The organism is Streptomyces sp. NPDC055966 (genome assembly GCF_042269865.1).
Taxonomy (GTDB): Bacteria; Actinomycetota; Actinomycetes; order Streptomycetales; family Streptomycetaceae; genus Streptomyces.
This window is the reverse complement of sequence record NZ_JBHJYK010000008.1, coordinates 1-21,898: the sequence shown is the minus strand read 5'-3', so window position 1 is coordinate 21,898 and position 21,898 is coordinate 1. Positions and strand designations below refer to the sequence as shown.

The 21,898-nt window shown below is 71.5% G+C and carries 19 protein-coding genes; 11 read left to right on the top strand and 8 right to left on the bottom strand.

Annotated elements, in window-relative coordinates; all coding sequences use genetic code 11:
• The first annotated feature begins 14 nt into the window (after positions 1-14).
• Entirely contained in the window at positions 15-704 is a 690-nt protein-coding gene (locus tag ACFC8N_RS18305) for a DUF402 domain-containing protein (protein WP_356026436.1), read from the top strand.
• Positions 705-1,002: 298 nt separating this feature from the next.
• Positions 1,003-3,069 (top strand): SpoIIE family protein phosphatase, encoded by a 2,067-nt coding sequence (locus ACFC8N_RS18300; RefSeq protein ID WP_356026434.1) that lies wholly within the window; start codon positions 1,003-1,005, stop codon positions 3,067-3,069.
• Between the two features lie 63 nt (positions 3,070-3,132).
• Here the strand turns inward: ACFC8N_RS18300 and ACFC8N_RS18295 are convergent, their stop codons facing one another.
• Positions 3,133-5,481, bottom strand: coding sequence for a transglycosylase domain-containing protein (locus tag ACFC8N_RS18295; protein WP_376288799.1), 2,349 nt, complete (start codon positions 5,479-5,481; stop codon positions 3,133-3,135).
• A 226-nt stretch (positions 5,482-5,707) separates the two neighbouring features.
• Between ACFC8N_RS18295 and ACFC8N_RS18290 the strand changes: the two genes are divergently transcribed.
• The 5 genes from ACFC8N_RS18290 to ACFC8N_RS18270 all read left to right on the top strand — a co-directional run bounded on the left by ACFC8N_RS18290 (position 5,708) and on the right by ACFC8N_RS18270 (position 10,568).
• Entirely contained in the window at positions 5,708-6,664 is a 957-nt protein-coding gene (locus tag ACFC8N_RS18290; protein WP_376288798.1) for an SPFH domain-containing protein, read from the top strand.
• Entirely contained in the window at positions 6,661-6,933 is a 273-nt protein-coding gene (locus tag ACFC8N_RS18285) for a hypothetical protein (RefSeq protein WP_376288797.1), read from the top strand. The genes ACFC8N_RS18290 and ACFC8N_RS18285 overlap by 4 nt, the downstream gene beginning before the upstream one ends.
• Positions 6,934-7,027: 94 nt before the next feature.
• Positions 7,028-7,552: a PadR family transcriptional regulator gene (locus tag ACFC8N_RS18280; RefSeq protein WP_356026424.1), complete on the top strand. Its 525-nt coding sequence runs from the start codon at positions 7,028-7,030 to the stop codon at positions 7,550-7,552.
• The gene (locus ACFC8N_RS18275; protein ID WP_376288796.1) at positions 7,549-8,238 is read left to right on the top strand and encodes an ABC transporter ATP-binding protein; all 690 of its coding nucleotides are present in this window, start codon (positions 7,549-7,551) and stop codon (positions 8,236-8,238) included. Before ACFC8N_RS18280 ends, ACFC8N_RS18275 begins: the two co-directional genes overlap by 4 nt.
• Positions 8,235-10,568 carry an FtsX-like permease family protein gene (locus tag ACFC8N_RS18270; RefSeq protein WP_356026419.1) on the top strand — a complete coding sequence of 778 codons (2,334 nt, stop codon included), beginning with the start codon at positions 8,235-8,237 and terminating at the stop codon, positions 10,566-10,568. Before ACFC8N_RS18275 ends, ACFC8N_RS18270 begins: the two co-directional genes overlap by 4 nt.
• A gap of 47 nt (positions 10,569-10,615) precedes the next feature.
• On the opposite strand, the gene ACFC8N_RS18265 is transcribed toward ACFC8N_RS18270, so the two are convergent.
• Positions 10,616-11,563 carry a LysR substrate-binding domain-containing protein gene (locus ACFC8N_RS18265; protein ID WP_376288920.1) on the bottom strand — a complete coding sequence of 316 codons (948 nt, stop codon included), beginning with the start codon at positions 11,561-11,563 and terminating at the stop codon, positions 10,616-10,618.
• Positions 11,564-11,705: 142 nt separating this feature from the next.
• Between ACFC8N_RS18265 and ACFC8N_RS18260 the strand changes: the two genes are divergently transcribed.
• Together ACFC8N_RS18260 and ACFC8N_RS18255 are read left to right on the top strand one after the other, a co-directional pair.
• Positions 11,706-12,260: a peroxiredoxin gene (locus ACFC8N_RS18260; RefSeq protein ID WP_356026414.1), complete on the top strand. Its 555-nt coding sequence runs from the start codon at positions 11,706-11,708 to the stop codon at positions 12,258-12,260.
• A gap of 3 nt (positions 12,261-12,263) precedes the next feature.
• A complete protein-coding gene (locus ACFC8N_RS18255; protein WP_376288795.1) occupies positions 12,264-12,797 on the top strand; it encodes an alkyl hydroperoxide reductase in 534 nt (177 codons plus the stop codon).
• A 22-nt stretch (positions 12,798-12,819) separates the two neighbouring features.
• On the opposite strand, the gene ACFC8N_RS18250 is transcribed toward ACFC8N_RS18255, so the two are convergent.
• From ACFC8N_RS18250 to ACFC8N_RS18230, 5 genes are all read right to left on the bottom strand, one after another.
• On the bottom strand, positions 12,820-14,184 hold the full coding sequence (locus tag ACFC8N_RS18250) for an AI-2E family transporter (RefSeq protein ID WP_376288794.1): 1,365 nt from the start codon (positions 14,182-14,184) through the stop codon (positions 12,820-12,822).
• Positions 14,185-14,323: 139 nt separating this feature from the next.
• Positions 14,324-15,031, bottom strand: coding sequence for a transglycosylase SLT domain-containing protein (locus tag ACFC8N_RS18245; RefSeq protein WP_356026407.1), 708 nt, complete (start codon positions 15,029-15,031; stop codon positions 14,324-14,326).
• 398 nt (positions 15,032-15,429) lie between these two features.
• Positions 15,430-16,755: a PhoH family protein gene (locus ACFC8N_RS18240; RefSeq protein WP_356026404.1), complete on the bottom strand. Its 1,326-nt coding sequence runs from the start codon at positions 16,753-16,755 to the stop codon at positions 15,430-15,432.
• Positions 16,756-17,247: 492 nt separating this feature from the next.
• Positions 17,248-18,021 carry an isoprenyl transferase gene (locus tag ACFC8N_RS18235; RefSeq protein ID WP_356026401.1) on the bottom strand — a complete coding sequence of 258 codons (774 nt, stop codon included), beginning with the start codon at positions 18,019-18,021 and terminating at the stop codon, positions 17,248-17,250.
• A gap of 812 nt (positions 18,022-18,833) precedes the next feature.
• A complete protein-coding gene (locus ACFC8N_RS18230; protein ID WP_376288793.1) occupies positions 18,834-19,628 on the bottom strand; it encodes a methyltransferase domain-containing protein in 795 nt (264 codons plus the stop codon).
• 51 nt (positions 19,629-19,679) lie between these two features.
• Between ACFC8N_RS18230 and ACFC8N_RS18225 the strand changes: the two genes are divergently transcribed.
• Entirely contained in the window at positions 19,680-20,204 is a 525-nt protein-coding gene (locus tag ACFC8N_RS18225; protein WP_362818407.1) for a DinB family protein, read from the top strand.
• Between the two features lie 90 nt (positions 20,205-20,294).
• Here the strand turns inward: ACFC8N_RS18225 and ACFC8N_RS18220 are convergent, their stop codons facing one another.
• Positions 20,295-21,185, bottom strand: a complete 891-nt coding sequence (locus tag ACFC8N_RS18220; RefSeq protein ID WP_356026395.1) for an LLM class flavin-dependent oxidoreductase — start codon at positions 21,183-21,185, stop codon at positions 20,295-20,297.
• An 82-nt stretch (positions 21,186-21,267) separates the two neighbouring features.
• On the opposite strand from ACFC8N_RS18220, the gene ACFC8N_RS18215 reads away from it, so the two are divergent.
• A complete protein-coding gene (locus ACFC8N_RS18215; protein WP_356026392.1) occupies positions 21,268-21,648 on the top strand; it encodes a DUF192 domain-containing protein in 381 nt (126 codons plus the stop codon).
• The last annotated feature ends 250 nt before the right edge of the window (positions 21,649-21,898 follow it).

The following is a 21,898-nucleotide window of genomic DNA, read 5'->3' as shown; positions in this document are numbered from 1 at the left end:
CCTAATATCTGTGCATGACGGACGTTGGAGCGATGACGAGCACGGCGGCGGGGCCCGCGGACCACTGGACCCCGGGGACCCCGATCCTGTGGCGCTACCGGGAGAACGCCGGCGAGCACTTCCACATCGCACGGCCCGTCACCGTCGTACGCGACGACGCGGATCTGCTCGCCGTGTGGCTGGCCCCGGGCACCGAGTGCGTGAAGCCGGTGCTGGCCGACGGCACCCCGGTGCACCAGGAGCCGCTCCGGTCCCGCTACACCAAGCCGCGCACGGTGCAGCGGGACCGCTGGTTCGGCACCGGTGTGCTGAAGCTGGCCCAGCCCGGCCGGCCCTGGTCGGTGTGGCTGTTCTGGGAGCCGGGCTGGCAGTTCAAGAACTGGTACGTCAATCTTGAGCAGCCGCTGGTCCGTTGGGCGGGCGGAGTGGACTCCGAGGACTTCTTCCTGGACATCTCCGTGCACCCGGACCGCAGCTGGCACTGGCGCGACGAGGACGAGTTCGCGCAGGCCCAGCGGGACGGGCTGATGGACGCCCGGACGGCGGAGAGAGTGCGGGTGGCGGGGCAGGAGGCGATCGAGGTCATCGGCTCCTGGGGCCCTCCGTTCGCGGACGGCTGGCAGCACTGGCGCCCGGATCCGTCCTGGGCGGTACCGTCTCTCCCCGAGGACTGGGACCGTACGCCCGCGCACGTGTCCTCATGAGACCCTTGATGCGCCCCCGGGCACGAAACGTAGGATCGTCCTCCGCAAGGGCGCATTTGAGCAACAACTGTCAGAGCATGCGCCGGGCTTGACCGATCGTCACCGAGGGGCGGCAGGACGTGAGCGAGGGGCACCAGGGCACCACCACCGCCGGCCCGCCGGGACGCGCCGGTGGCGCAGGATCAACACCTGAGCACGCGGGAATTCCGTTCCTGGGACACGTATTGCGGGTATCGGGATTTCGGCGGGACCAACTGCGCGCCCGGCGTGCAGCCCCGGACGGACGGATGCGACAGGCGTGACGGAGCAGCCCACCTCCTTCGAGTGCCCTCAGGGCGCCGACCCCGCGGAGGGCCGCGGGGCGTTCCTGCGTGCTCAGAAGGCCCCCGGCACCCCGGCCTTACCGGCGCAGGCCGTGGGACAGGACGGCAAGGGGCCACAGCCCCCGGCCGGCAAGGGGAAGGAGCCCCCAGTCAACGGCCCCGAGCACTCCCAGCCCGCCGCCGCGGAACCCGGCGCGCACCGCCCCCGCCCGGCACCGGAGGGCATTCCGCCCCAGCCCGGTGCCGAGCAGGAGCGGTCGGCCGCCGCCCAGGAGCGCCGTACCGGACGCGGACTGCCGCCCGGGCGGCCGATGCCGATGCGGCGTGACGGCGACCGGCTCAGGTTCGTGGGCGCGGCGACCCGGCGCATCGCGCGCGGCCTCGATCTGGACGAGATCGTGATGGGGCTGTGCCGGGCCACGGTGCCGACGTTCTCGGACGCGATCCTGGTCTATCTGCGCGACCCGCTGCCGGTCGGCGACGAGCGGCCCACCGGTCCGGTGGTGCTGCGGCTGCGCCGCAGCGACCGGATACCGGAGGAGCGGGACACCGAGGGTGTCCTGCTGCCGCCGGCCTTCGACCCCGAGCCGGAGCCGAGCGTGCTGGCCGAGCTGTCCTCGCTCACCACCGAGCTGTGCGAAGTGCGCCCCGGCGGCGCGCTGAACGAGGTGCTGCGCGGGGTCCGGCCGGTGTTCGCGGACGCGCCCGCCGCCCGGGCCGCGCTGCCCGAGCTGCTCGGCGTCGGCGGCGAGGCGCTCGTGCCGTCCGGGCAGCACGCGATCCTCGCCCCGCTGCGCGGCCGGCGCCGGGTGATCGGCGCGGCCCTGTTCCTGCGCCGCCCGGAGCGGCTCGCGTTCGAGGCGGACGACCTGCTGGTGGCCGCCCAGCTGGCCACGCACAGCGCGCTGGGCATCGACAAGGCGGTGCTGTACGGCCGGGAGGCCTACATCGCCGACGAGCTCCAGCGCACCATGCTCCCCGAGACCCTGCCCCGCCCGACCGGCGTCCGGCTGGCCTCGCGCTACCTCCCGGCCGCCGAGACCGCGCGGGTCGGCGGCGACTGGTACGACGCGATCCCGCTGCCCGGCAGCCGGGTCGCGCTGGTCGTCGGCGACGTCATGGGGCACTCCATGACCTCGGCCGCGATCATGGGCCAGCTGCGCACGACCGCGCAGACGCTGGCCGGGCTGGATCTGCCGCCCCAGGAGGTGCTGCACCACCTGGACGAGCAGGCCCAGCGGCTCGGCACGGACCGCATGGCGACCTGCCTCTACGCCGTCTACGACCCGGTCACGCACCGCATCACGATCGCCAACGCCGGCCATCCGCCGCCCGTGCTGCTGCATCTGGGCGGCCGGGCGGAGGTGCTGCGGGTGCCGCCGGGCGCGCCGATCGGGGTGGGCGGGGTCGACTTCGAGGCGGTCGAGCTGGACGCGCCCGCCGGAGCCACTCTGCTCCTGTACACCGACGGCCTGGTGGAGTCCCGGCTGCGCGACGTCTGGACCGGCATAGAGCAGCTGCGCGAGAAGCTCGCCGCGACCGCCCGGCTGACCGGCCCGGACCATCCGCCGCCGCTGGAAGCCCTGTGCGACGAGGTGCTGGACATGCTCGGGCCGGGCGACCGGGACGACGACATCGCGCTGCTCGCGGCCCGCTTCGACGGGATCGCGCCGAGCGACGTCGCGTACTGGCGGCTGGATCCGGAGGAGACGGCCCCCGGTCAGGCCCGCCGGCTGGCCCGCCGCGCGCTGGCCCGCTGGGACCTGGAGGACCTGACGGACTCGGTGGAGCTGCTGGTCAGCGAGGTCGTGACGAACGCCGTACGGTACACCTCCCGGCCGGTGACGCTCCGGCTGCTGCGCACCGACGTGCTGCGCTGCGAGGTCGGCGACGACGTGCCGCAACTGCCGCGGCTGCGCCAGGCGCGGGCCACCGACGAGGGCGGGCGCGGCCTGTACCTGGTCAACAGGCTGGCGCGACGCTGGGGCGCGACCCGGCTGAGCGCCGGCAAGGTGGTGTGGTTCGAGCTGAACCGGAGCTGAGGCTCCCGGTGCACAGGCGAAGGGCGCCCGGGGACTTCCCGGGCGCCCTTGGCTTGTGCGCTGCTACTGGCCGAAGTTCTGGCCGCCGCCCGGATTGAACGGGTTGCCCGTGACAGGGTCCGTCGGCGGCTGCGTCGTCGGCTGCGTGGGCGGCGGGGACGTCGGCGGCTGCGTGGGCGGCGCGGACGTCGGCGGCTTGCTGGTCGGCGGCTGCGTGGGCGGCGCGGTCGTCGGCGGCTTGCTGCTCGGCGTATGCGACGGCGTGTTGGACGGCGTCGAGGGAGCCGTCGGCGTGTAGGTCGGCTGGACGGCCGCACCCTGCGTGGTGTCCAGGTCGAACCTGCTGACGTCGCCCATCGCCCCGAAGGTGTACGCGGCCCAGATCTTCGCCGGGTAGCTGCCGCCGTTGACACGGCCGCCGCCCGCGGTGATGAGGCCCGTGGCGCCCGTCAGCGGAACCTGCGCGTGGGTCTTGGCGGACTCGCCGAACAGGCCGACCGAGGTGACCAGGCCGGGCGTGTAACCGGTGAACCAGGCCGACTTGTTGTTGTCGGACGTGCCCGTCTTGCCGGCGACCTGCTGGCCGTTGCGCTCCGGGTTGCTGGCCACCGACGTGTTGGCCGTGCCGTCGTCGACCACGCCGGTGAGCACCGAGGTGACCGTGTCGGCGGCGGTCCGGCTGACCACCTGGTCGCCGACCGGGTCCGGCAGGTTGACCGTACGGTCCTTGTGCTCGGCGGACTTGATGATCGCCGGGGTGACCTTCTTGCCGTGGTTGTCGAGGGTGGCGTAGATGCCGGCCATCTCCAGCGGGCTCGCGCCCATGGAGCCCAGCGTCTGCGCGGGGACCGCCTCCATGCCCTTGGTGTCCATGCCGAGCTTGCCGGCGGTGGCCATCACCTTGTCCATGCCCACGTCGACGCCCATCTGCGCGAAGACGGAGTTGACGGACTGGTTCATGGCCGTCTGGACGGTGATGTTGCCGTAGTCCCGGTCGTCCTCGTTCGGCGGGCCGAAGCCGACCTTGGCGCCGCCCGAGACGACCTGGCGGCCGCTCGTGCCGTCGTAGATGGTGTTCGGGGTGATGGCCCGGCCGTCCTGCGTCGTGGCGCCCCCGTCCATGGCGGCGGCGAGGATCACCGGCTTGAAGGTGGAGGCGGGCTGGTAGTCGCGGCGGGTCGCGTTGTTGGTGAAGTGCTTGAAGTAGTCCGTGCCGCCGTACATGGCGAGGACCTTGCCCGTCCGCGGGTCGACGGAGACGGCGCCGGGCTGCACGTCGCCGTCGACGGAGCGCGCCTTCGCGTCCAGCTTGCTGGTCAGCTGCTCCTTGACGGCCTGCTCCAGCTGGGTCTGCTTCTTCCGGTCGATGTTGAGCGTGATGGTCCAGCCGCCCTTGCGCACCAGCGCCTCGGCGTCACCGAGGCTGGCGGCGTCGCCCTGGGACACGAGCTGCTTGTACAGCGCCGAGTTGGCCGCGTCGACCAGGTAGCCGGTCTGCCCCTTCATGCCCGGCGCCGCCTTGGGCGCCTTGGGGACCTCGAACTTCATGGCCTGGCGCTTGCCCGCGTCCAGCCAGTGCTGCTTGACCATGTTGTCCAGGACGTAGTTCCAGCGGGCGACCGCCAGGTTCTTGCCCGTGTCGGTCGCGAGGCCCCAGTCGTACTGGTTCGGCGCCTGGAGCAGCGCGGCGAGGTAGGCGCCCTCCTGGACCGTGAGGTTTTTGGCGTCCTTGTGGTAGTACGCCTGTGCCGCGGCCTGGATGCCGTAGGCGCCGCGGCCGTAGTAGCTGGTGTTGATGTAGCCCGCGAGGATGTAGTCCTTGGACTTCTGGCGGTCCAGCTTCAGCGAGATGACCAGTTCCTTCAGCTTGCGCGAGACGGTCTGGTTCTGGTCCAGGTAGTAGTTCTTGACGTACTGCTGGGTGATCGTCGAACCGCCCTGAGTGCCGTGCCCCTCCAGGGTGTTGAGGATGCCGCGGGTGGTGCCCTTCAGGTCGACGCCGGAGTCCGAGTAGAAGGTCTTGTTCTCCGCCGCGACGAAGGTGTGCTGGACGTCCTTGGGGACTTCGGCGAGGTCGACGCTCTCGCGGTTGAGTTCGCCGGTGCGGGCGAGGATCGTGCCGTCGCTGTACTTGTAGATGTTGCTCTGCAGCTGGGCGGTGGCGTTGCCCGCCGGGATGTCGATCGTCATGTACAGCACGACGAACGCGCCGATGACGAGCAGCACCAGGCCGAAGAAGGTCCCGAGGATCTTCTTCCAGGTGAAGAGCCGGCGTATTCGGCCCTTGGGGGGTTTGCCGCCGGCCGGCGCGGACGGGGAGGCGGCGGCCGGTGCGGACTGCGAGCGGCCTCGCCTGGGCGCCGCGCGGTGGCCGCCGCGCTGTCGCGCTCGTCTCTCGTCCGCTCGTCCCATGGGTCCCTACGCTCCGCTTCCGTCTCGGGGTCAGCTCCGAAAGCTAACACCCGTCTATATGACAAAGGGCGTCCGATCCGCTCTTTTACGGACGTGACAATCAGCACCCGCCCCAACGGAACCGACGGCTGACGAGGCCGCAGGGTTGCTTCGGCGGGGAAAAGTGATATCACTTAGCTAGATCGCCGATAGGCGCATCATCGACACCACCGGAACGGGGACCACCATGACCACGAACGACTCCGCACCCGACGCGTCCGAGGCGTTCGACGCACCCGACGCACCCGCGATGCCCGCTCCCCGCACCCGGGAGTTCACCGCGCACAGCATCGGCGGCGGACTCGCTCTCCTGCTCGGTCTGCTCGGGCTCGGCGCCACCGCCGCGCTGCTCGCCACGGCCGCGGCCCTCTCCTCCCCCGCCGCCAAGGGCGTGCTCATCCCCGCCGGGATCGTCGTCTTCCTCGCCGCGATCATCTCGCTGCGCGGGCTGAACACGGTCGCGCCGGGCGAGGCCCGGGTCGTCCAGCTCTTCGGGCGCTACCGGGGCACGATCCGCGAGGACGGCCTGCGCTGGGTGAACCCCTTCACGTCGCGGACCCGTATCTCCACCCGGGTGCGCAACCACGAGACCGCCGTACTGAAGGTGAACGACGCCTACGGCAGTCCGATCGAGCTGGCCGCGGTCGTGGTCTGGAAGGTCCAGGACACCGCTCAGGCCACCTTCGAGGTGGACGACTTCACCGAGTTCGTCGCCACGCAGACCGAGACGGCCGTGCGGCACATCGCCATCGAGTACCCCTACGACTCCCACGAGGAGGGCGGGCTGTCGCTGCGCGGAAACGCCGAGGAGATCACCGAGAAGCTCGCCGCCGAGCTGCGGATTCGCGTACAGGCGGCCGGAGTCGAGATCATCGAGTCGCGCTTCACGCATCTCGCGTACGCTCCCGAGATCGCCTCCGCGATGCTCCAGCGGCAGCAGGCCGGCGCGGTCGTGGCCGCCCGGCGGCAGATCGTGGACGGCGCGGTCGGCATGGTCGAGACGGCGCTCGCCCGCATCGCCGAGGCGGACATCGTGGAACTGGACGAGGAACGAAAGGCGGCGATGGTGTCCAACCTGATGGTCGTGCTGTGCGGGGACCGGGCCCCGCAGCCGGTCCTCAACACCGGGTCCCTCTACCAGTGACGGACTCCCCGGACGCTCCGGGCACTCCGGACTCCTCGGACGGCACTCCGCAGACGCCGAAGCGGCGGCCGCAGCAGCGCAAGCAGGTACTGCTGCGGCTGGACCCGTCGGTGTACGACGCGCTGGCCCGCTGGGCCGGGGACGAACTGCGCTCCGCCAACGCGCAGATCGAGTTCCTGCTGCGCCGCGCGCTCGCGGAGGCGGGCCGGCTGCCGAAGGAGACGGGGCCGATGCCGCGCAGAGGCAGGCCGCCTGTTTCGGAACCGTGACAATCGGCTCCCACCTGCACCGCCGTACTCCGGGCCATGATCTGCACACTCCGTGTATACACGCCCCGTATACACCGTGTGTAGAGTGCTCGCCATGTCCATCGGTCACACCCTTCTGGGGCTCCTGGAGTCCGGCCCGCGCCACGGCTACGACCTGAAGCGGGCCTTCGACGAGAAGTTCGGTCAGGACCGGCCGCTGCACTACGGCCAGGTCTACTCGACGATGTCCCGGCTGCTGAAGCACGGCCTCGTCGAGGTCGACGGGATAGAGGCCGGCGGCGGCCCCGAGCGCAAGCGGTACGCCATCACCGACGCCGGCATCACCGACGTCGAGCGCTGGCTCGCGACTCCGGAGAAGCCCGAGGAGTACCTCCAGTCGACCCTGTACACCAAGGTCGTCCTCGCGCTGCTGACCCACCGGAACGCGGCCGACATCCTCGACACCCAGCGCGCCGAGCACCTGCGCAGCATGCGGATCCTGACGGACCGCAAGCGCAAGGGCGACCTCGCGGACCAGCTGGTCTGCGACCACGCGCTGTTCCACCTGGAGGCCGACCTGCGCTGGCTGGAGCTGACCGCCGCGCGCCTGGACAAGCTCCGCGCGGAGGTGACCCGATGAGCGCCCCCGCCGGCTCCCTGCTCGCCGCCGAGGACCTGCGCAAGGCCTACGGCCCCACGGTCGCCCTCGACGGCGCCGAGTTCTCCATCCACCCCGGCGAGGTCGTCGCCGTCATGGGCCCCTCCGGCTCCGGCAAGTCGACCCTGCTGCACTGCCTCGCCGGCATCGTCCCGCCGGACTCCGGGTCCATCGTCTACGACGGCCGTGAACTGGCCGGCATGAACGACGCCCAGCGCAGCGCCCTGCGGCGCTCCGACTTCGGGTTCGTCTTCCAGTTCGGCCAGCTCGTGCCCGAGTTGACCTGCGTGGAGAACGTGGCCCTGCCGCTGCGGCTGAACGGCACCTCCCGCAGGCGGGCCGAGAAGGCCGCGCTCACCTGGATGGAGCGCCTGGAGGTGGACGACCTGCGGGGCAAGCGGCCCGGCGAGGTCTCCGGCGGCCAGGGGCAGCGCGTCGCGGTGGCGCGGGCGCTGGTCACCGGGCCCCGCGTGGTCTTCGCCGACGAGCCGACCGGCGCCCTGGACTCCCTCAACGGCGAGCGTGTGATGGAGCTGCTGACCGACGCGGCCCGCTCCTCCAACGCGGCCGTCGTCCTCGTCACGCACGAGGCCCGGGTGGCCGCCTACTCCGACCGCGAGATCGTCGTACGCGACGGCAGGTCCCGGGACATGGAGCGGGTCGCGTGAGCGCGGGGCAATGGGGGCGGGACCTCGGCATGGGGGTCAAGTTCGCCTTCACCGGCGGGCGCGAGGGCCTGATCCGGGTGCTGCTGACGGCGGTCGGCGTCGGGCTCGGCGTGGCCCTGCTGCTGCTGACGACCGCGATCCCGAACGCGCTGTCGGTGCGGCACGCCCGCGACGACGCGCGCATGGACTACACCTACGGCCCGCCCCGGGCCAAGGCCGCGAACACCCTGGTGATCTCCGACGCCGACACGACGTACCACGGCGAGGACGTCCGCGGCCGGCTGGTGGAACCGGAAGGGCCCAAGGCCCCCGTCGCCCCGGGCCTGACGAGGTATCCGGCGCCGGGCGAGATGGTCGTCTCGCCCGCACTGAAGGAACTGCTCGGCTCCGGCGACGGCGCGCTGCTGCGGGAGCGGCTGCCGTACCGGGTCGTCGGGACGATCGCCGAGAAGGGCCTGATCGGCTCGCGCGAACTGACCTACTACGCCGGGGGGAAGAACCTCGCCGCACACATCGACGGGTGGAAGACGGCCCGGATCTCCGAGTTCGGGCGCCCCTCGGCGTCGTCGAACACCCTGGATCCGGTGCTGCTCCTGCTGATACTGGTCGTCTTCGTGGTGCTGCTCATGCCGGTCGCGGTGTTCATCGCCACCGCCGTACGGTTCGGCGGCGAGCGGCGCGACCGCCGGCTGGCCGCGCTGCGGCTGGTGGGCTCCGACAGCCGGATGACCCGGCGGATCGCGGCGGGCGAGGCACTCGCCGGATCGCTGGTCGGGCTGGCCTTCGGCACGGTCTTCTTCCTGCTCGGCCGACAGCTCGCGGGCTCGGTCGAGGTGGTGGGCATCAGCGTGTTCCCCAGCTACCTCAACCCCTCGCCCGCGCTGGCCGTCCTGGTCGCGGTCGCCGTGCCCGCGGCCGCGGTGCTGGTCACGCTGTTCGCGCTGCGCAGGGTGGTCATCGAGCCGCTGGGCGTGGTCCGTACGGCCAGGCCCACGCGCCGCCGGCTCTGGTGGCGGCTGCTGCTGCCCGTCGGCGGCCTCGCGATGCTCGCCCCGATGATCGGCCAGGGCCGCTCGAACGGCGACTTCAACACATACCTGGTGATCGGCGGTGTCCTGCTGCTGCTCATCGGTGTGACCACGCTGCTGCCCTGGGTCGTCGAGGCGGTCGTGGCCCGGCTCGGAGGCGGCCCGGTGGCCTGGCAACTGGCCGTACGGCGGCTGCAGTTGAGCAGCGGCTCGGCGGCCCGCATGGTGAACGGCATCGCCGTCGCGGTGGCCGGAGCGGTCGCGATGCAGATGCTGTTCGCGGGCGTCCAGGGCGACTACACCAAGAACACCGGGCGGGACACCACCCGGGCCCAGATGCAGGTCAACCTGTCCCGCGGCGCCGACTTCGGCTCGGCCACCGGGCAGTTCGCGACCACCGAGGGCGTGCGCAAGGCGTCCGCGACCGGCAGCACCGAACTGGGCGACCAGAACTGGCAGAGCGGGCCCTCCCACACGACGCTGGTCACCGTCGGCAGCTGTGCGGCACTGCGCGAGGTGGCCCGGCTGACGTCCTGCACGGACGGGGACATGTTCGTGGCCAGGGGCGGGACGAACGACGAGGACGTGGCCGAACTCGTCCGGCAGGGCCGCACGCTCCACGTCGACAGCGTCAACGGCACGGGCCGCGGCAAGGACGTCACCTGGACCGTGCCGGGCGGGCTGCGGCAGGCGACCGCGATCACCGGCCCGAGCGGGACCAGGGACAGCGGCGTGCTGCTGACCCCGGGCGCCGTGCCCGAGCGGATGAGCCGCCTGCTGAACGCGACGGTCTACGTCTCGGTGGACACATCGGTGCCGGACGCGTTCGAGCACGTCCGCAACACCGCCGCGCGGATCGACCCGCTCGCGGACGCGATGGAGTGGTCGGCCACCCAGCGCACGGCCCAGTTCTCCTCCATCCGCACCGGTACGTTCGCCGGCGCCATCTGTGTGCTGGCGCTCATCGGCGCGAGCCTGCTGGTCTCCCAGCTGGAGCAGTTGCGCGAGCGCCGGAAGCTGCTGTCCTCGCTGGTCGCCTTCGGCACCCGGCGGCGCACCCTGAGTCTGTCGGTGCTGTGGCAGACGGCGATCCCGATCGCCCTCGGCCTGCTGCTCGCCTCGGCCGTGGGGCTGACGCTCGGCGCCGTGCTGCTGAAGATGGTCGGCTCGCCGGTCGGCGTGGACTGGCCGAGCGTCCTGGGGCTGACCGGCGCGGGGGCGGCGGTGGTCCTCGCGGTCACCGCCCTGAGCCTGCCGCCGCTGGTGCGGATGATGCGCCCGGAGGGGCTGCGCACGGAGTAGGAGCGCGGTGCGCCGTGGGCCCCTCCCGCCCGGATCTCCTGGAAGGCTCAGGCGTCCGGGCCGAGCACCCGCACCGGCAGCGCGGCGAGCGCCCCGCGCAGCGCCACGGCCAGCTCCTCGTACTCGGCCGCCCGCGCCGCGCCCGCCCGCATCGCGAAGGCGACCCGGCGGCTCGGCGCCGGGTCGGCGAACGCGCCGGTCAGGAGCTGGCTGCTGCGGGCGGTCTCCAGCTTCAGCGCCGTACGCGGCAGCAGCGTGCAGCCGAGACCGCCGGCGACGAGCTGGACCAGCGTGGACAGACCGGCCGCCGTGGTGGTGACCGGGGCGTCCGCACGACCGGCCTCGCGGCAGATGTCGAGGGCCTGGTCGCGCAGGCAGTGGCCCTCGTCCAGGAGCAGCAGGTTCAGCTCCCTGAGCGCCTCGCGCGGGATGCCCTCGCGGCCGCCGAGCCAGTGGTCGAGCGGGGTGACGAGCACGAAGTCCTCGTCGAAGAGGGGGAGTTCGACCACACCGGGCACACCGAGCGGGACCGCCAGCAACAGCAGGTCCAGGCGGCCGGAGTGGAGGCCGTCCAGCAGGCTCGCGGTCTGCTCCTCGTGCACCTGGAGGTCGAGCTGGGGGTAGCGGTCGTGCACGAGCCGCAGCACGGCCGGCAGCAGGTACGGCGCGACCGTGGGGATCACGCCGAGGCGCAGCGCCCCGGTGAACGGCGCACGGACCGCCTCGGCCTCCTCCAGCAGCGCCCCGACCGCCTCCAGTACCGCCCTGGCCCGCACCGCGAGCCGCTCGCCGGCGGGCGAGAGCAGCACCTTGCGCGTCGTACGCTCAAGGAGGGTCACGCCGAGGGTCTCCTCCAGGGCCGAGACGGCGCCGGACAGCGCGGGCTGGCTCATCCCGATCGCGGCGGCCGCGTCCCGGAAGTGCAGATGCTCGGCGACGGCGGCGAAGGCCCGCAGCTGTGCGAGGCTCGGCTGCCTCCGCTTCCCGCTACTGATGGTCACTGATAACTACCTCCGATCAACAAGTCCGAGTGTAGCTATTTCACTAATCAATGCACCCTGTGCCACCATCAGCAGCGTCCAACCCATCACGGGAAACTCCCTCAAAAGGGGTGTTTCTTCGCTGCAAGGAGAGCGTGTGCTCACTGTCGGTGACAAGTTCCCCGAGTTCGAACTGACCGCCTGCGTCTCGCTGGAGAAGGGCGAGGAGTTCGAGCAGATCCACCACAAGTCCTACGAGGGCAAGTGGCTGGTCGTCTTCGCCTGGCCGAAGGACTTCACCTTCGTCTGCCCGACCGAGATCGCCGCGTTCGGGAAGCTGAACGACGAGTTCGCCGACCGTGACGCGCAGATCCTCGGCTTCTCCGGTGACTCCGAGTTCGTGCACCACGCCTGGCGCAAGGACCACCCGGACCTGACCGACCTGCCGTTCCCGATGATGGCCGACTCCAAGCACGAGCTGATGCGCGACCTGGGCATCGAGGGCGAGGACGGCTTCGCGCAGCGCGCCGTCTTCATCGTCGACCCGAACCGCGAGATCCAGTTCACCATGGTCACCGCCGGTTCCGTGGGCCGTAACCCCAAGGAGGTCCTGCGGGTCCTGGACGCCCTGCAGACCGACGAGCTGTGCCCGTGCAACTGGAACAAGGGTGAGAACACCCTGGACCCGGTCGCGCTGCTGGCCGGTGAGTGACCCATGTCGCTCGACTCGCTGAAGTCCCGCGTCCCGGACTACGCCAAGGACCTGAAGCTCAACCTGGGCTCGGTCATCGGCAACTCCGACCTGCCGGCGCAGCAGCTGTGGGGCACGGTGCTGGCGACCGCCATCGCCTCCCGCTCCCCGATCGTGCTGCGTGAGCTGGAGCCGGAGGCGAAGGCGAACCTCACGCCGGAGGCGTACACGGCCGCCAAGTCGGCCGCCGCGATCATGGCGATGAACAACGTCTTCTACCGGACGCGCCACCTGCTGTCCGACCACGAGTACGGCACCCTGCGCGCGGGCCTGCGGATGAACGTCATCGGCAACCCGGGTGTGGACAAGACCGACTTCGAGCTGTGGTCGTTCGCGGTCTCCGCGATCAACGGCTGCGGCATGTGCCTGGACTCGCACGAGCAGGTCCTGCGCAAGGCCGGCGTGGAGCGCGACGTGATCCAGGAGGCGTTCAAGATCGCCTCCGTGGTTCAGGCCGTGGGCGTCACGCTGGAGGCCGAGGCGGTTCTCGCCGAGTAAGGCCGTTGTCCGAGGGCCCCGTTCACTCCGCGTGGACGGGGTCTTCGGCGTTCTCCGGCTCGGAGGCGGGCGTGGGCGGGGCGGGGGCCTTCTGCTGTTGCAGCTCTTCCGAGTACTGCTTCAGGTATCCGACCACCGTGTTCGTCACCGCCACCAGCGGTACGGCCACCACGGCGCCGCCGATGCCGGCCACCATGCCGCCGGCCGCGACCGTGAGGACCACCGCCAGCGGGTGGACGCGGACCGCGCGGCCGAGGATGAACGGCTGGAGGACGTGGCCCTCGATCTGCTGCACGGCGAGGACGACGACGAGGGTCATGACGGCGGTGAAGACGCCCTGGGTGACCAGGGCCACGATCACCGCGAGGGCGCCGGAGGCGACGGCGCCGACGAGCGGGATGAACGAGAACAGGAAGATGAAGACGGCCAGCGGGACGGCCATCGGCACGTTGAGGAAGTAGATGCCGATCCCGATGAAGGTGGCGTCGATGAGGGCGACCAGGACCGTGCCGCGCACGTACGCGGTCAGGGTGCGCCAGGCGCGCGGGCCGGCGCCGGCCACGCCCGGGCGGGCGGCGGCGGGCACCAGCTTCAGGAACCACTGCCAGATGCGCTTGCCGTCGTAGAGCAGGAACAGCGTCGAGAAGAACACCAGCAGCAGGCCGGTGAGGAAGTCGACGATGACCTGAACGCCCTCCAGACCGGCGGACGTTATCTGGTCGGTGTTGGCGCCGATCGCCTCGCGCAGGTTCTTGGCGATCTGGTTGATCTGCTTGTCGGTGACGTGGAAGGGGCTCTTCAGCAGCCAGTTGCGCAGGTCGTCGATGCCGGACTGGATCTGGTTGGAGAGCGTGTCGATGTTCTCCATGACCTGCCAGGTCACGAACCAGGCCATCAGCCCTATGACGACGAACCCGCTGATGGCGGTGAGCGCGGTCGCGATGCCGCGCGGCACCCCGCGCCGGGTGAGGCGGGCGACCGTCGGCTGGAGCAGCGCGGTGACGAGCAGGGCGATGACGACGGCGAACACCACCAGCTGGACCGCGCTGATGACCTGGATCAGCACCCAGACGGTCCCGGCGAGCACCAGCAGCCGCCAGCCCGCCTCGGCGGCGACGCGTACGCCCCAGGGGACGGCCAGGGCCGGGTCGGGACGGGGGCCTGCCGGCGGCGCGGAGGTGCCGGCCGGGGGCGGGGTGTCGGCGGCGGAGGCCGGGGGGCCGTCGGCGGCCGGGGTTCTGTCGGCGGCGAGGGCGGGAGCCGGGGGTGCGGGCGCGGCGAGCGGGTCGCTCTCCTGCTCCACCTCCGCGCGGCGCTCGTCCAGGCGCTCGCTCATCTCGGTGAGGCCGGCACCGAGCTTGCCGAGCCACCCTGGCACTCGCGACATGATCCGTCCTCTTCCCCCGCGTCCCCGCGTGTTCGCCACCTCTCCTCCCCCAGGAGGTATCCGGGTAGACCGTACAGGGCGAAAGCCCCTCCCCTGAGGACGGGGAGGGGCTTCGCGAGGTTGAGAGCCGCGGTCGGACTCAGTAGTTGCCGTTCGCCTGCCAGTAGGTCCAGGCGTCGCACGGGCTGCCGTACCGGTCGTTCATGTAGCTCAGGCCCCACTTGATCTGGGTGGCCGGGTTGGTCCGCCAGTCGGCGCCCGCGGACGCCATCTTGCCGGCGGGCAGGGCCTGCACCAGACCGTAGGCACCGGACGCGGCGTTGACCGCCTGGTAGTTCCAGGTGGACTCGCGGGTCACGATGTTGCTGAAGCACTGGTACTGGCCGGCCGGCACGATCTGCCGTGCGATGGCCTGGACCTGCGCCACCGTGTAGGAGGACTGCACGGGGAAGCTGCCGTCGCCGAGGCTGGGGTCGCTGCTGCGGCTGGCCGCGGCCTTCGCCTCGGTGCGCTGCTTGGCTTCCTCCGCGGCCTTCTCGGCGGCCGCCTTCTTCGCGTACGCGGTCTCGGCGGCTGCCTTGCGGGCCGCTGCCTCGGCGTCCTTCTTGGCGCTCGCGTCCGCGGCGATGGCCTGGGCGTCGGCCTGCTGCGTCAGGGACGCGGTCTGGACCTGGGCCTGCTGACCCGCGGGTATGTCCGCGAGGAGCGTGGTGTCGGCAGCCGTCGACTCGGCGTCGTTGTTGTTGTTCTGCGCGACGCTGCCCGACGCAACTCCGACGACGCTTCCGACGGCGGTGACCGCGGTGGCCGAAGCCACTGCGAATCCCCGGACCGAAATCCGGCTCACACGGTTTCCTTCCAGCATCGCCCGCTTCGGTGACCCTGGCGGACGCAATCGTGCCCCTGACACTGGCCTCCCAACTGCGGGGTCACGGGAGGCGCGGGCCCGGTGGGCAACTCCCCGGAGGGAGCGCCGTGTGGTGCTCGGGCGGCATACGACGAACTCTATGGAGTTGGTGGTGCTTCAGTGGTGCTGTACCGCTGGGGGTACAGGTGTGTCGTATGCGGGGCCTGACAGGACTGAGACTCTGCCGTAACCGGCCGCCGGGTGGCAATTCTGTGTTGCGTGTGAAAGCTCACATCCCGTTTGCTCCAGGGGATTTCCGGAAAGCTCCACACGCCGAGACGCCGCCCGGCTAGGCTCTTGGCCTTTGCCGGACGGCGTCAACTGCGCTGCGGGACGGGTCAGATGTGACCTTCCTCCAGCATTTCGGTCACAAGCGCCGCGATCTGGGACCTCTCGGACCGCGTCAGCGTGACGTGGGCGAACAGCGGGTGCCCCTTCAGCTTCTCCACGACCGCGACGACACCGTCGTAGCGACCGACCCGCAGATTGTCCCGTTGCGCCACGTCATGGGTCAGAACGACCCGCGAATTGGAGCCGATCCGGGACAGAACGGTCAGCAGGACGTTCCGTTCGAGCGACTGCGCCTCGTCCACGATCACGAACGCGTCGTGCAGCGAGCGGCCCCGGATGTGGGTGAGCGGCAGGACTTCCAGCATGCCGCGCGCGGTGACCTCCTCGATGACCTCGCGGCTGGTGACCGCCGAGAGCGTGTCGAAGACGGCCTGCGCCCACGGGCTCATCTTCTCCGCCTCGGAGCCGGGCAGATAGCCCAACTCCTGGCCGCCGACCGCGTACAGCGGCCGGAAGACCATCACCTTCTGGTGCTGGCGGCGCTCCAGGACCGCCTCCAGGCCCGCGCACAGCGCCAGCGCCGACTTGCCGGTGCCGGCCCGGCCGCCCATCGAGACGATGCCGACGTCCGGGTCGAGCAGCAGGTCGAGCGCGATGCGCTGCTCGGCGCTGCGGCCCTTGATGCCGAACGCCTCGCGGTCACCGCGCACCAGGCGGACGTTGCCCTCGGCGGTGACGCGGCCGAGCGCCTTGCCCCGCTCCGACTGGATGGTCAGGCCGGTGTGCACCGGGAGGCCTGCGGCCTCCGGGACGTACACGTGCCCTTCCTCGAAGAGGATGTCCACCTGCTCGCCCGGCAGGGTGAGTTCGGACATCCCGGTCCAGCCGGAGTTCTCCGTGATGGCGAGTTCGGCGCGGTACTCCTCGGCGAGGAGGCCCACGGACGAGGCCTTGATCCGGAGCGGCAGGTCCTTCGACACGACGGTGACGTCGTACCCCTCGGCCTGTAGGTTGCGGGCCACCGCGAGGATGCGGGAGTCGTTGTCCCCCAGGCGGTAGCCGCTGGGCAGCACGCTGGGGTCCGAGTGGTTGAGCTCGACCCGTACGGTCCCGCCGAGTTCCCCGATCGGGATGGGGGCGTCGAGACGGCCGTTCTTCACCCGGTAGTCGTCCAGCAGGCGCAGGGCCTGCCGGGCGAAGTAGCCGAGCTCAGGATGGTGCCTCTTGGCCTCCAGCTCCGTGACCACGACGATCGGGAGCACGACCTCGTGCTCGTCGAAGCGGGTCAGGGCGTTCGGGTCGGCCAGCAGGACGCTGGTGTCGAGAACATAGGTGCGCCGGTCTGGCTTGTGGCGCTTTGTGCTGGTCACCACGGAAGGACGTACCCCCTCGGATGAGGTCGGGGAGCGACGAGGTGGAAGCTGGGCCGGGAGGGTGGGAAAATTCCCGCCCGGGAGGGTCGGAAAATTCCCGCCCGGGAGGGTGGGAAGAATCCCGTCCGGGAGGGTGGGGAAAATCCCGCCCGCGAGGGCGGGAATGCCCCGTCCGGCAGGACGGGCACTGACCAGGCCGGCCGCCGGCCCTCGCACACGGCGGGCCGGGGACCGGCCCTCCGCGGCTGCTTCCGTGCAGTGACCGCACGGTCGGGCTGGTGCAAAGGGCCTCCCGGGCGGACGGCCCCGTGCCGCCCGCTGAGATCCGACGCCCGTGGTTCGGGCGTCAACCTGTCTGGCTTATGCCCTCGAACATGCGCCGCCATGCAAATGCGGCCAACAGCGCACCGGTGAACTCCTGGTGACGTCCTCGCGAACCGGGGCGCACGACAACGCCCCGTCACCGGGCGGCGACGGGGCGTGCGGCGGGGGTCAGCCGCCGTAACGGCGGTGCCGTGCGGCGTAGTCGCGCAGCGCGCGCAGGAAGTCGACCTTCCGGAAGGCCGGCCAGAAGACCTCACAGAAGTAGTACTCCGAGTGAGCGGTCTGCCAGAGCATGAATCCGGACAGCCGCTGTTCGCCGCTGGTGCGGATGACGAGGTCCGGGTCGGGCTGCGCGCTGGTGTAGAGGTGACGGCCGATCATGTCGACGTCGACGGACTCGGCGAGGTCCTCCATCGCCACGCCCCGGTCCTGCGCGTCGAGCAGCATGGACCGCACGGCGTCGGCGATCTCCTGCCGGCCGCCGTAGCCGATGGCCACGTTGACCACTATTCCGTCGACGTGGGCGGTGGCCTCCTCGGCCTCCTTCAGGGTGTGCTGCATTCCGCCCGGCAGCAGGTCGAGCGCGCCCACATGGTGGACCCGCCAGCGGCCGTCGGCGGCGAGGGAGCGGACGACGTCCTCGATGATGCCGAGCAGGGGGACGAGTTCCTCCTGCGGCCGGTCGAAGTTGTCCGTGGACAGCAGCCAGAGGGTGACGACCTCGACGTCGGTCTCGGTGCACCAGCCGAGGAACTCCTCGATCTTCTCCGCGCCGGCCCGGTGGCCGTGGACGGTGGTCGAGCCGGACGCCTTCGCCCAGCGGCGGTTGCCGTCCATGATGACGCCGATGTGCTTGGGCACCTGATCGTGGTCCAGGTGGCCCTCCACGCGGCGTGCGTAGAGCCTGACGAGCAGGCTGCGCAGGGTGTCGCGCAGGTTCACGTGGCCCTCCGGGGGATTGGCGGGAGAGATGGGTGCCGGAGCCGTGCGGCGCCTGAGGCGTTGAGCCTACCGGTGCTTGGGGCTTGCCACGGCCCGGGGTTTGGGAGTGAGGGGTTCGTGCGGGTTCGTCGTCGGCTGCGGGTGGGCGGGCTGCGGGTCGGTGGGGGTCTTCGCACCCACGCGGCGGGGCCGCATGCCGGACACAGCCCCGCGCCTTCCCTGAGGGGGACGCCGACCCGGTGCCGAGCGGTTCCGGAGTGCGGGCAGAAAAAACGGGCCGGTCCGTGGGGGGGAGACGGACCGGCCCGAGGGGGGGTTTCCACCATAACCCTTCGTAAGGGATGGTGGGTGCATCGGCGTGGAACAACTACTCTCCGAAATCATGCGGCGACGCCCCGGCGACTGCGGAATCCTGGATTCAGGGGTGGCCCATGGCTGGTTCACAGTGGAATCACAGGGAAAACCGGTCGGATACGAAGGTATTCGGAAGAGTTCGTAAGCTTTAGGCCAGTTTGGGGACTCTGCGGTGACTTGTCCGCACATCCCCCCGACGGGCTACCCGGCCCGCCGACGGCGGCTTGACGGTTCCGCCACGGCGCCGCACGGAGATCGGACAGGCTCACGGCACCGCGCAGCCCCCTCCACTGCGCGGTACCGGCCGCGCTGCTTTGCTCACGCGAATTACCTTGGTCTGAACTTACGTGACACGTGGGACGGATGTGAACCCGAGCGCATAACAATGTGGAAACCCCGGGCGAACTCCGCGTGAACCGCGCCCGTTTCCGCCCCGTTTCTCCTGTCCGGCCCGACCGTCAGCGGACCGGCTTGCGGGCGTCGAAAAGATGCCGGGTGCTGTGCGCCACGAAGGGGCCCTCCCGCTCGATCCGCTCGTGCAGCGCGCGGAGTTGGGGCTCGTACGCCGCCACCGTGAAGTCGGGGACCATCCACACCACCTTGCGCAGGAAGTGCACGACGGCGGCGATGTCGTGGAACTCCATCCGCAGCCGCTGCGCGCGCAGCCCGACGACGTCCAGGCCGGCCGCCTCGGCCTCGGCCCGCTCGCGCTCGGGGTCCCGGCCGGCGCGCGCCTCGGCGGGCAGCGGCCCGAGGAAGTACTCGACGAGTTCGAAGACGCTGGCCGGCCCGACGTGCTGGGCGAGATATGTGCCGCCGGGGCTCAGCACCCGCGCGATCTCGTCCCAGTACGGGCGCACCGGATGCCGGCTGAGCACCAGGTCGAAGGCCCCGTCGGCGAACGGCAGCGGGGCGTCGTCGGGGGCGGCGACGACCACCACACCGCGCGGCCGCAGCAGCGCGGTGGCCTTGGCGACGTTCGGCGGCCAGCCCTCGGTCGCGGCGACCGGCACCGGCCGGGCCGGCTCGGTGCGGCCCAGCGCGAAGTCCAGCACCTCACCGCCGCCGGTCTGGATGTCCAGCGCCGCCCGCGCCCGGGCCAGCCGCTCCCCCGCCAGCACGGCGTACCCCCACGAGGGCCGCTCCTCGGTGGCCCGCCCCTCGAACCACGAGAAGTCCCAGCCCTCGGTCGGCGCGGCGGCCCCCTCGGCCACGAGATCCTCGAAGGAGCGGTTCGCCGACGCAGCAGTCATGCCCTCATGATCGCAGCCCGGTGTCGGCGGGGCCTGGTAATTTCCGCGCCCATGACGACCTCCGGGACGACCCGTACGCCGACGTACTGCGCCGATGAGAAGCAGACACTGCACGCGAGCCTGGACCGGCACCGGGACGCGGTGCTGTGGAAGCTGGAGGGCCTCGACGACGAGCAGCTGCGCCGGCCGATGACACCGACCGGCACCAACCTGCTGGGCCTGGTGAAGCATCTGGCGTCCGTCGAGTACGGCTGGTTCGTGGAGACGTTCGGCGGACGGGCCGAGCCGCTGTGGTTCGACCCGTACGACGACTTGCGGATCACTCCCGAGGAGACGACGGAACGGATCACCGCCTTCTACGGCCGGGCCCGCGCCGCCGCCGACGCGATGATCACGGAGCTGCCGCTGGACACCCAGGGCCGCCCGGCCTGGCGGGACATCACGGTCAGCCTGCGCTGGACGCTGGTCCACATGGTCGAGGAGACCGCCCGGCACGCCGGGCACATGGACATCCTGCGGGAACTGATCGACGGCGCGACCGGCGACCACCCGCCGGCCGGGGGTACGACGGGCTGAGCGGGTGCGGACCGGCCAGGGCGTACGACGCGTCGGCGGTCGGCGGTCGGCGCGAAGGGGAGCCGCCAGGGGGCGGGAGGGTGGTGGCGGTCATGGCCGGGGGGCGGTCCGTACCAGGGGACGGACCTCCTCGGCGGTGAACCGGATGAAGCCCTCCGGGTCGGGTTCGTCGCCGGTCGGCTGGAGGACGACCGTGTCGGCACCGGCCTCGGCGAGGCGCCGTACGGCATCGGCCACGTCGGCCGCGTCGCCCGCGACCCCGAGGTCGGGCACCGACTCCAGCCCCTCGGCGACGAGTTCGGCCCGCAGCCGGGTCTCGGCGTCGGCGCCCGTGGCGGTCAGCAGGTAGGCGACGATCCGGTGCGGTTCACCGGACCGCCCGGCCTCCCGCTGCCCCTCCTCGATGAGCCGCCGCGCCTGCCGTACGCCGTCCGGCGGGGTGGCGGCGGTGAGGACGGTGCCGTCGGCCCTGGCACCGGAGAGGCGGAGGGTACGCGGCCCGGTGGCGCCGGCGAGGACCGGCACCGCCGCCTTCGGCGGCCAGTCGAGGGCGACGTCGTCCAGGGACACGTACCGCCCCCGCACGGTGAGCCGTTCGCCGGCGAGGAGCGCGCGCAGGGCGTCGAGATGCTCGCCGAGGAGGGTGAGCGGGGAGGCGGCGCGGGCGCCGACCTGGCCCATCCACTCCTGCACACCGTGTCCGACGACGAGGGTGGCGCGGCCGGGGAACATGCGGTGCAGGGACGCGGCCTCCATCGCGGTGAGGGCCGCGTTGCGCAGCGGGACGGGCAGCAGTCCGACCCCGACGCGCACCCGCTCGCTCCAGGCGAGCGCCGCGGCGGCGGTCGAGATCCCGCCCTCCCGGAAACAGTCCTCCCACAGCCACAGCTCGTCGAGCCCCGCCTCGTCAGCGGCCCGGACGACGGCCCGCAGCCGCTCGGGGGGAAGCTGGGGACGGAAGACGGCACCGAGTTCAGTCATGTCGGCCTTCCTAGTGGGGAGGAAGAGGAACGGCAACGTGTTTACGGATCAGGCGTGTCGAGCGGGAGGGACGGACGAACGGATGGGCCGACGACGCTGGCGGGACGGGCGGGGCAGGCTGGTCGTGGGCGCGGACGCGGACGCCGCCGGGCCCGGTGCGTCCGTCCCCCTGGAGATCGCCGCCTCCTACCGGGCCCGGACGAGGGGCCTGCTGGGCCGGGACACGATCGAGGGGGCGATGCTGCTGAGCCCGGCGAGCGGAGTGCACACGTTCGGGATGCGCATCCCGATCGACGTCGCCTACCTGGACCGCCGCCTGACCGTCCTCGCCGTCCGCACCATGCCCCCCGGCCGCCTGGGCCGCCCCCGCCTGCGGTCCCGCCATGTGCTGGAGGCGGAGGCGGGGTCGATGGCGGGGTGGGGGCTGCGGGCGGGGGTGCGGGTGACCGTGGAGCCCCGGTAGACCGGCCCGGGGCCAGGGCGTGTCGTTCGGATCAGGCCGGCCGTGACGAGCAGTGCGGGCCGGCCGACCCGAGCGGGGTCCTGGGGCCCCTCCCGCGCGAGCGAAGCCGAGAGCGTGCCAGACCCCGCGACGCCGGGATGATCCAGACGACACCCCCTAGTAGTGCTTCGTTAGGTTCTGGCTGTGGTTCTGCTTGTGGTGAGGGGGCGGCCGCAGGTGGTGCAGGTGCCGGTCCAGCACCTCAACAGGT

What these genes read in the sequence shown, in the direction of transcription:
- ACFC8N_RS18305 (WP_356026436.1), top strand. Translation starts at nt 15, where the DNA reads ATGACGGACGTTGGAGCGATGACGAGCACGGCGGCGGGGCCCGCGGAC.
- ACFC8N_RS18295 (WP_376288799.1), bottom strand. Translation starts at nt 5,481, where the DNA reads ATGGGACGAGCGGACGAGAGACGAGCGCGACAGCGCGGCGGCCACCGC.
- ACFC8N_RS18290 (WP_376288798.1), top strand. Translation starts at nt 5,708, where the DNA reads ATGACCACGAACGACTCCGCACCCGACGCGTCCGAGGCGTTCGACGCA.
- ACFC8N_RS18280 (WP_356026424.1), top strand. Translation starts at nt 7,028, where the DNA reads ATGTCCATCGGTCACACCCTTCTGGGGCTCCTGGAGTCCGGCCCGCGC.
- ACFC8N_RS18275 (WP_376288796.1), top strand. Translation starts at nt 7,549, where the DNA reads ATGAGCGCCCCCGCCGGCTCCCTGCTCGCCGCCGAGGACCTGCGCAAG.
- ACFC8N_RS18255 (WP_376288795.1), top strand. Translation starts at nt 12,264, where the DNA reads ATGTCGCTCGACTCGCTGAAGTCCCGCGTCCCGGACTACGCCAAGGAC.
- ACFC8N_RS18250 (WP_376288794.1), bottom strand. Translation starts at nt 14,184, where the DNA reads ATGTCGCGAGTGCCAGGGTGGCTCGGCAAGCTCGGTGCCGGCCTCACC.
- ACFC8N_RS18230 (WP_376288793.1), bottom strand. Translation starts at nt 19,628, where the DNA reads ATGACTGCTGCGTCGGCGAACCGCTCCTTCGAGGATCTCGTGGCCGAG.
- ACFC8N_RS18225 (WP_362818407.1), top strand. Translation starts at nt 19,680, where the DNA reads ATGACGACCTCCGGGACGACCCGTACGCCGACGTACTGCGCCGATGAG.
- ACFC8N_RS18220 (WP_356026395.1), bottom strand. Translation starts at nt 21,185, where the DNA reads ATGACTGAACTCGGTGCCGTCTTCCGTCCCCAGCTTCCCCCCGAGCGG.
- ACFC8N_RS18215 (WP_356026392.1), top strand. Translation starts at nt 21,268, where the DNA reads ATGGGCCGACGACGCTGGCGGGACGGGCGGGGCAGGCTGGTCGTGGGC.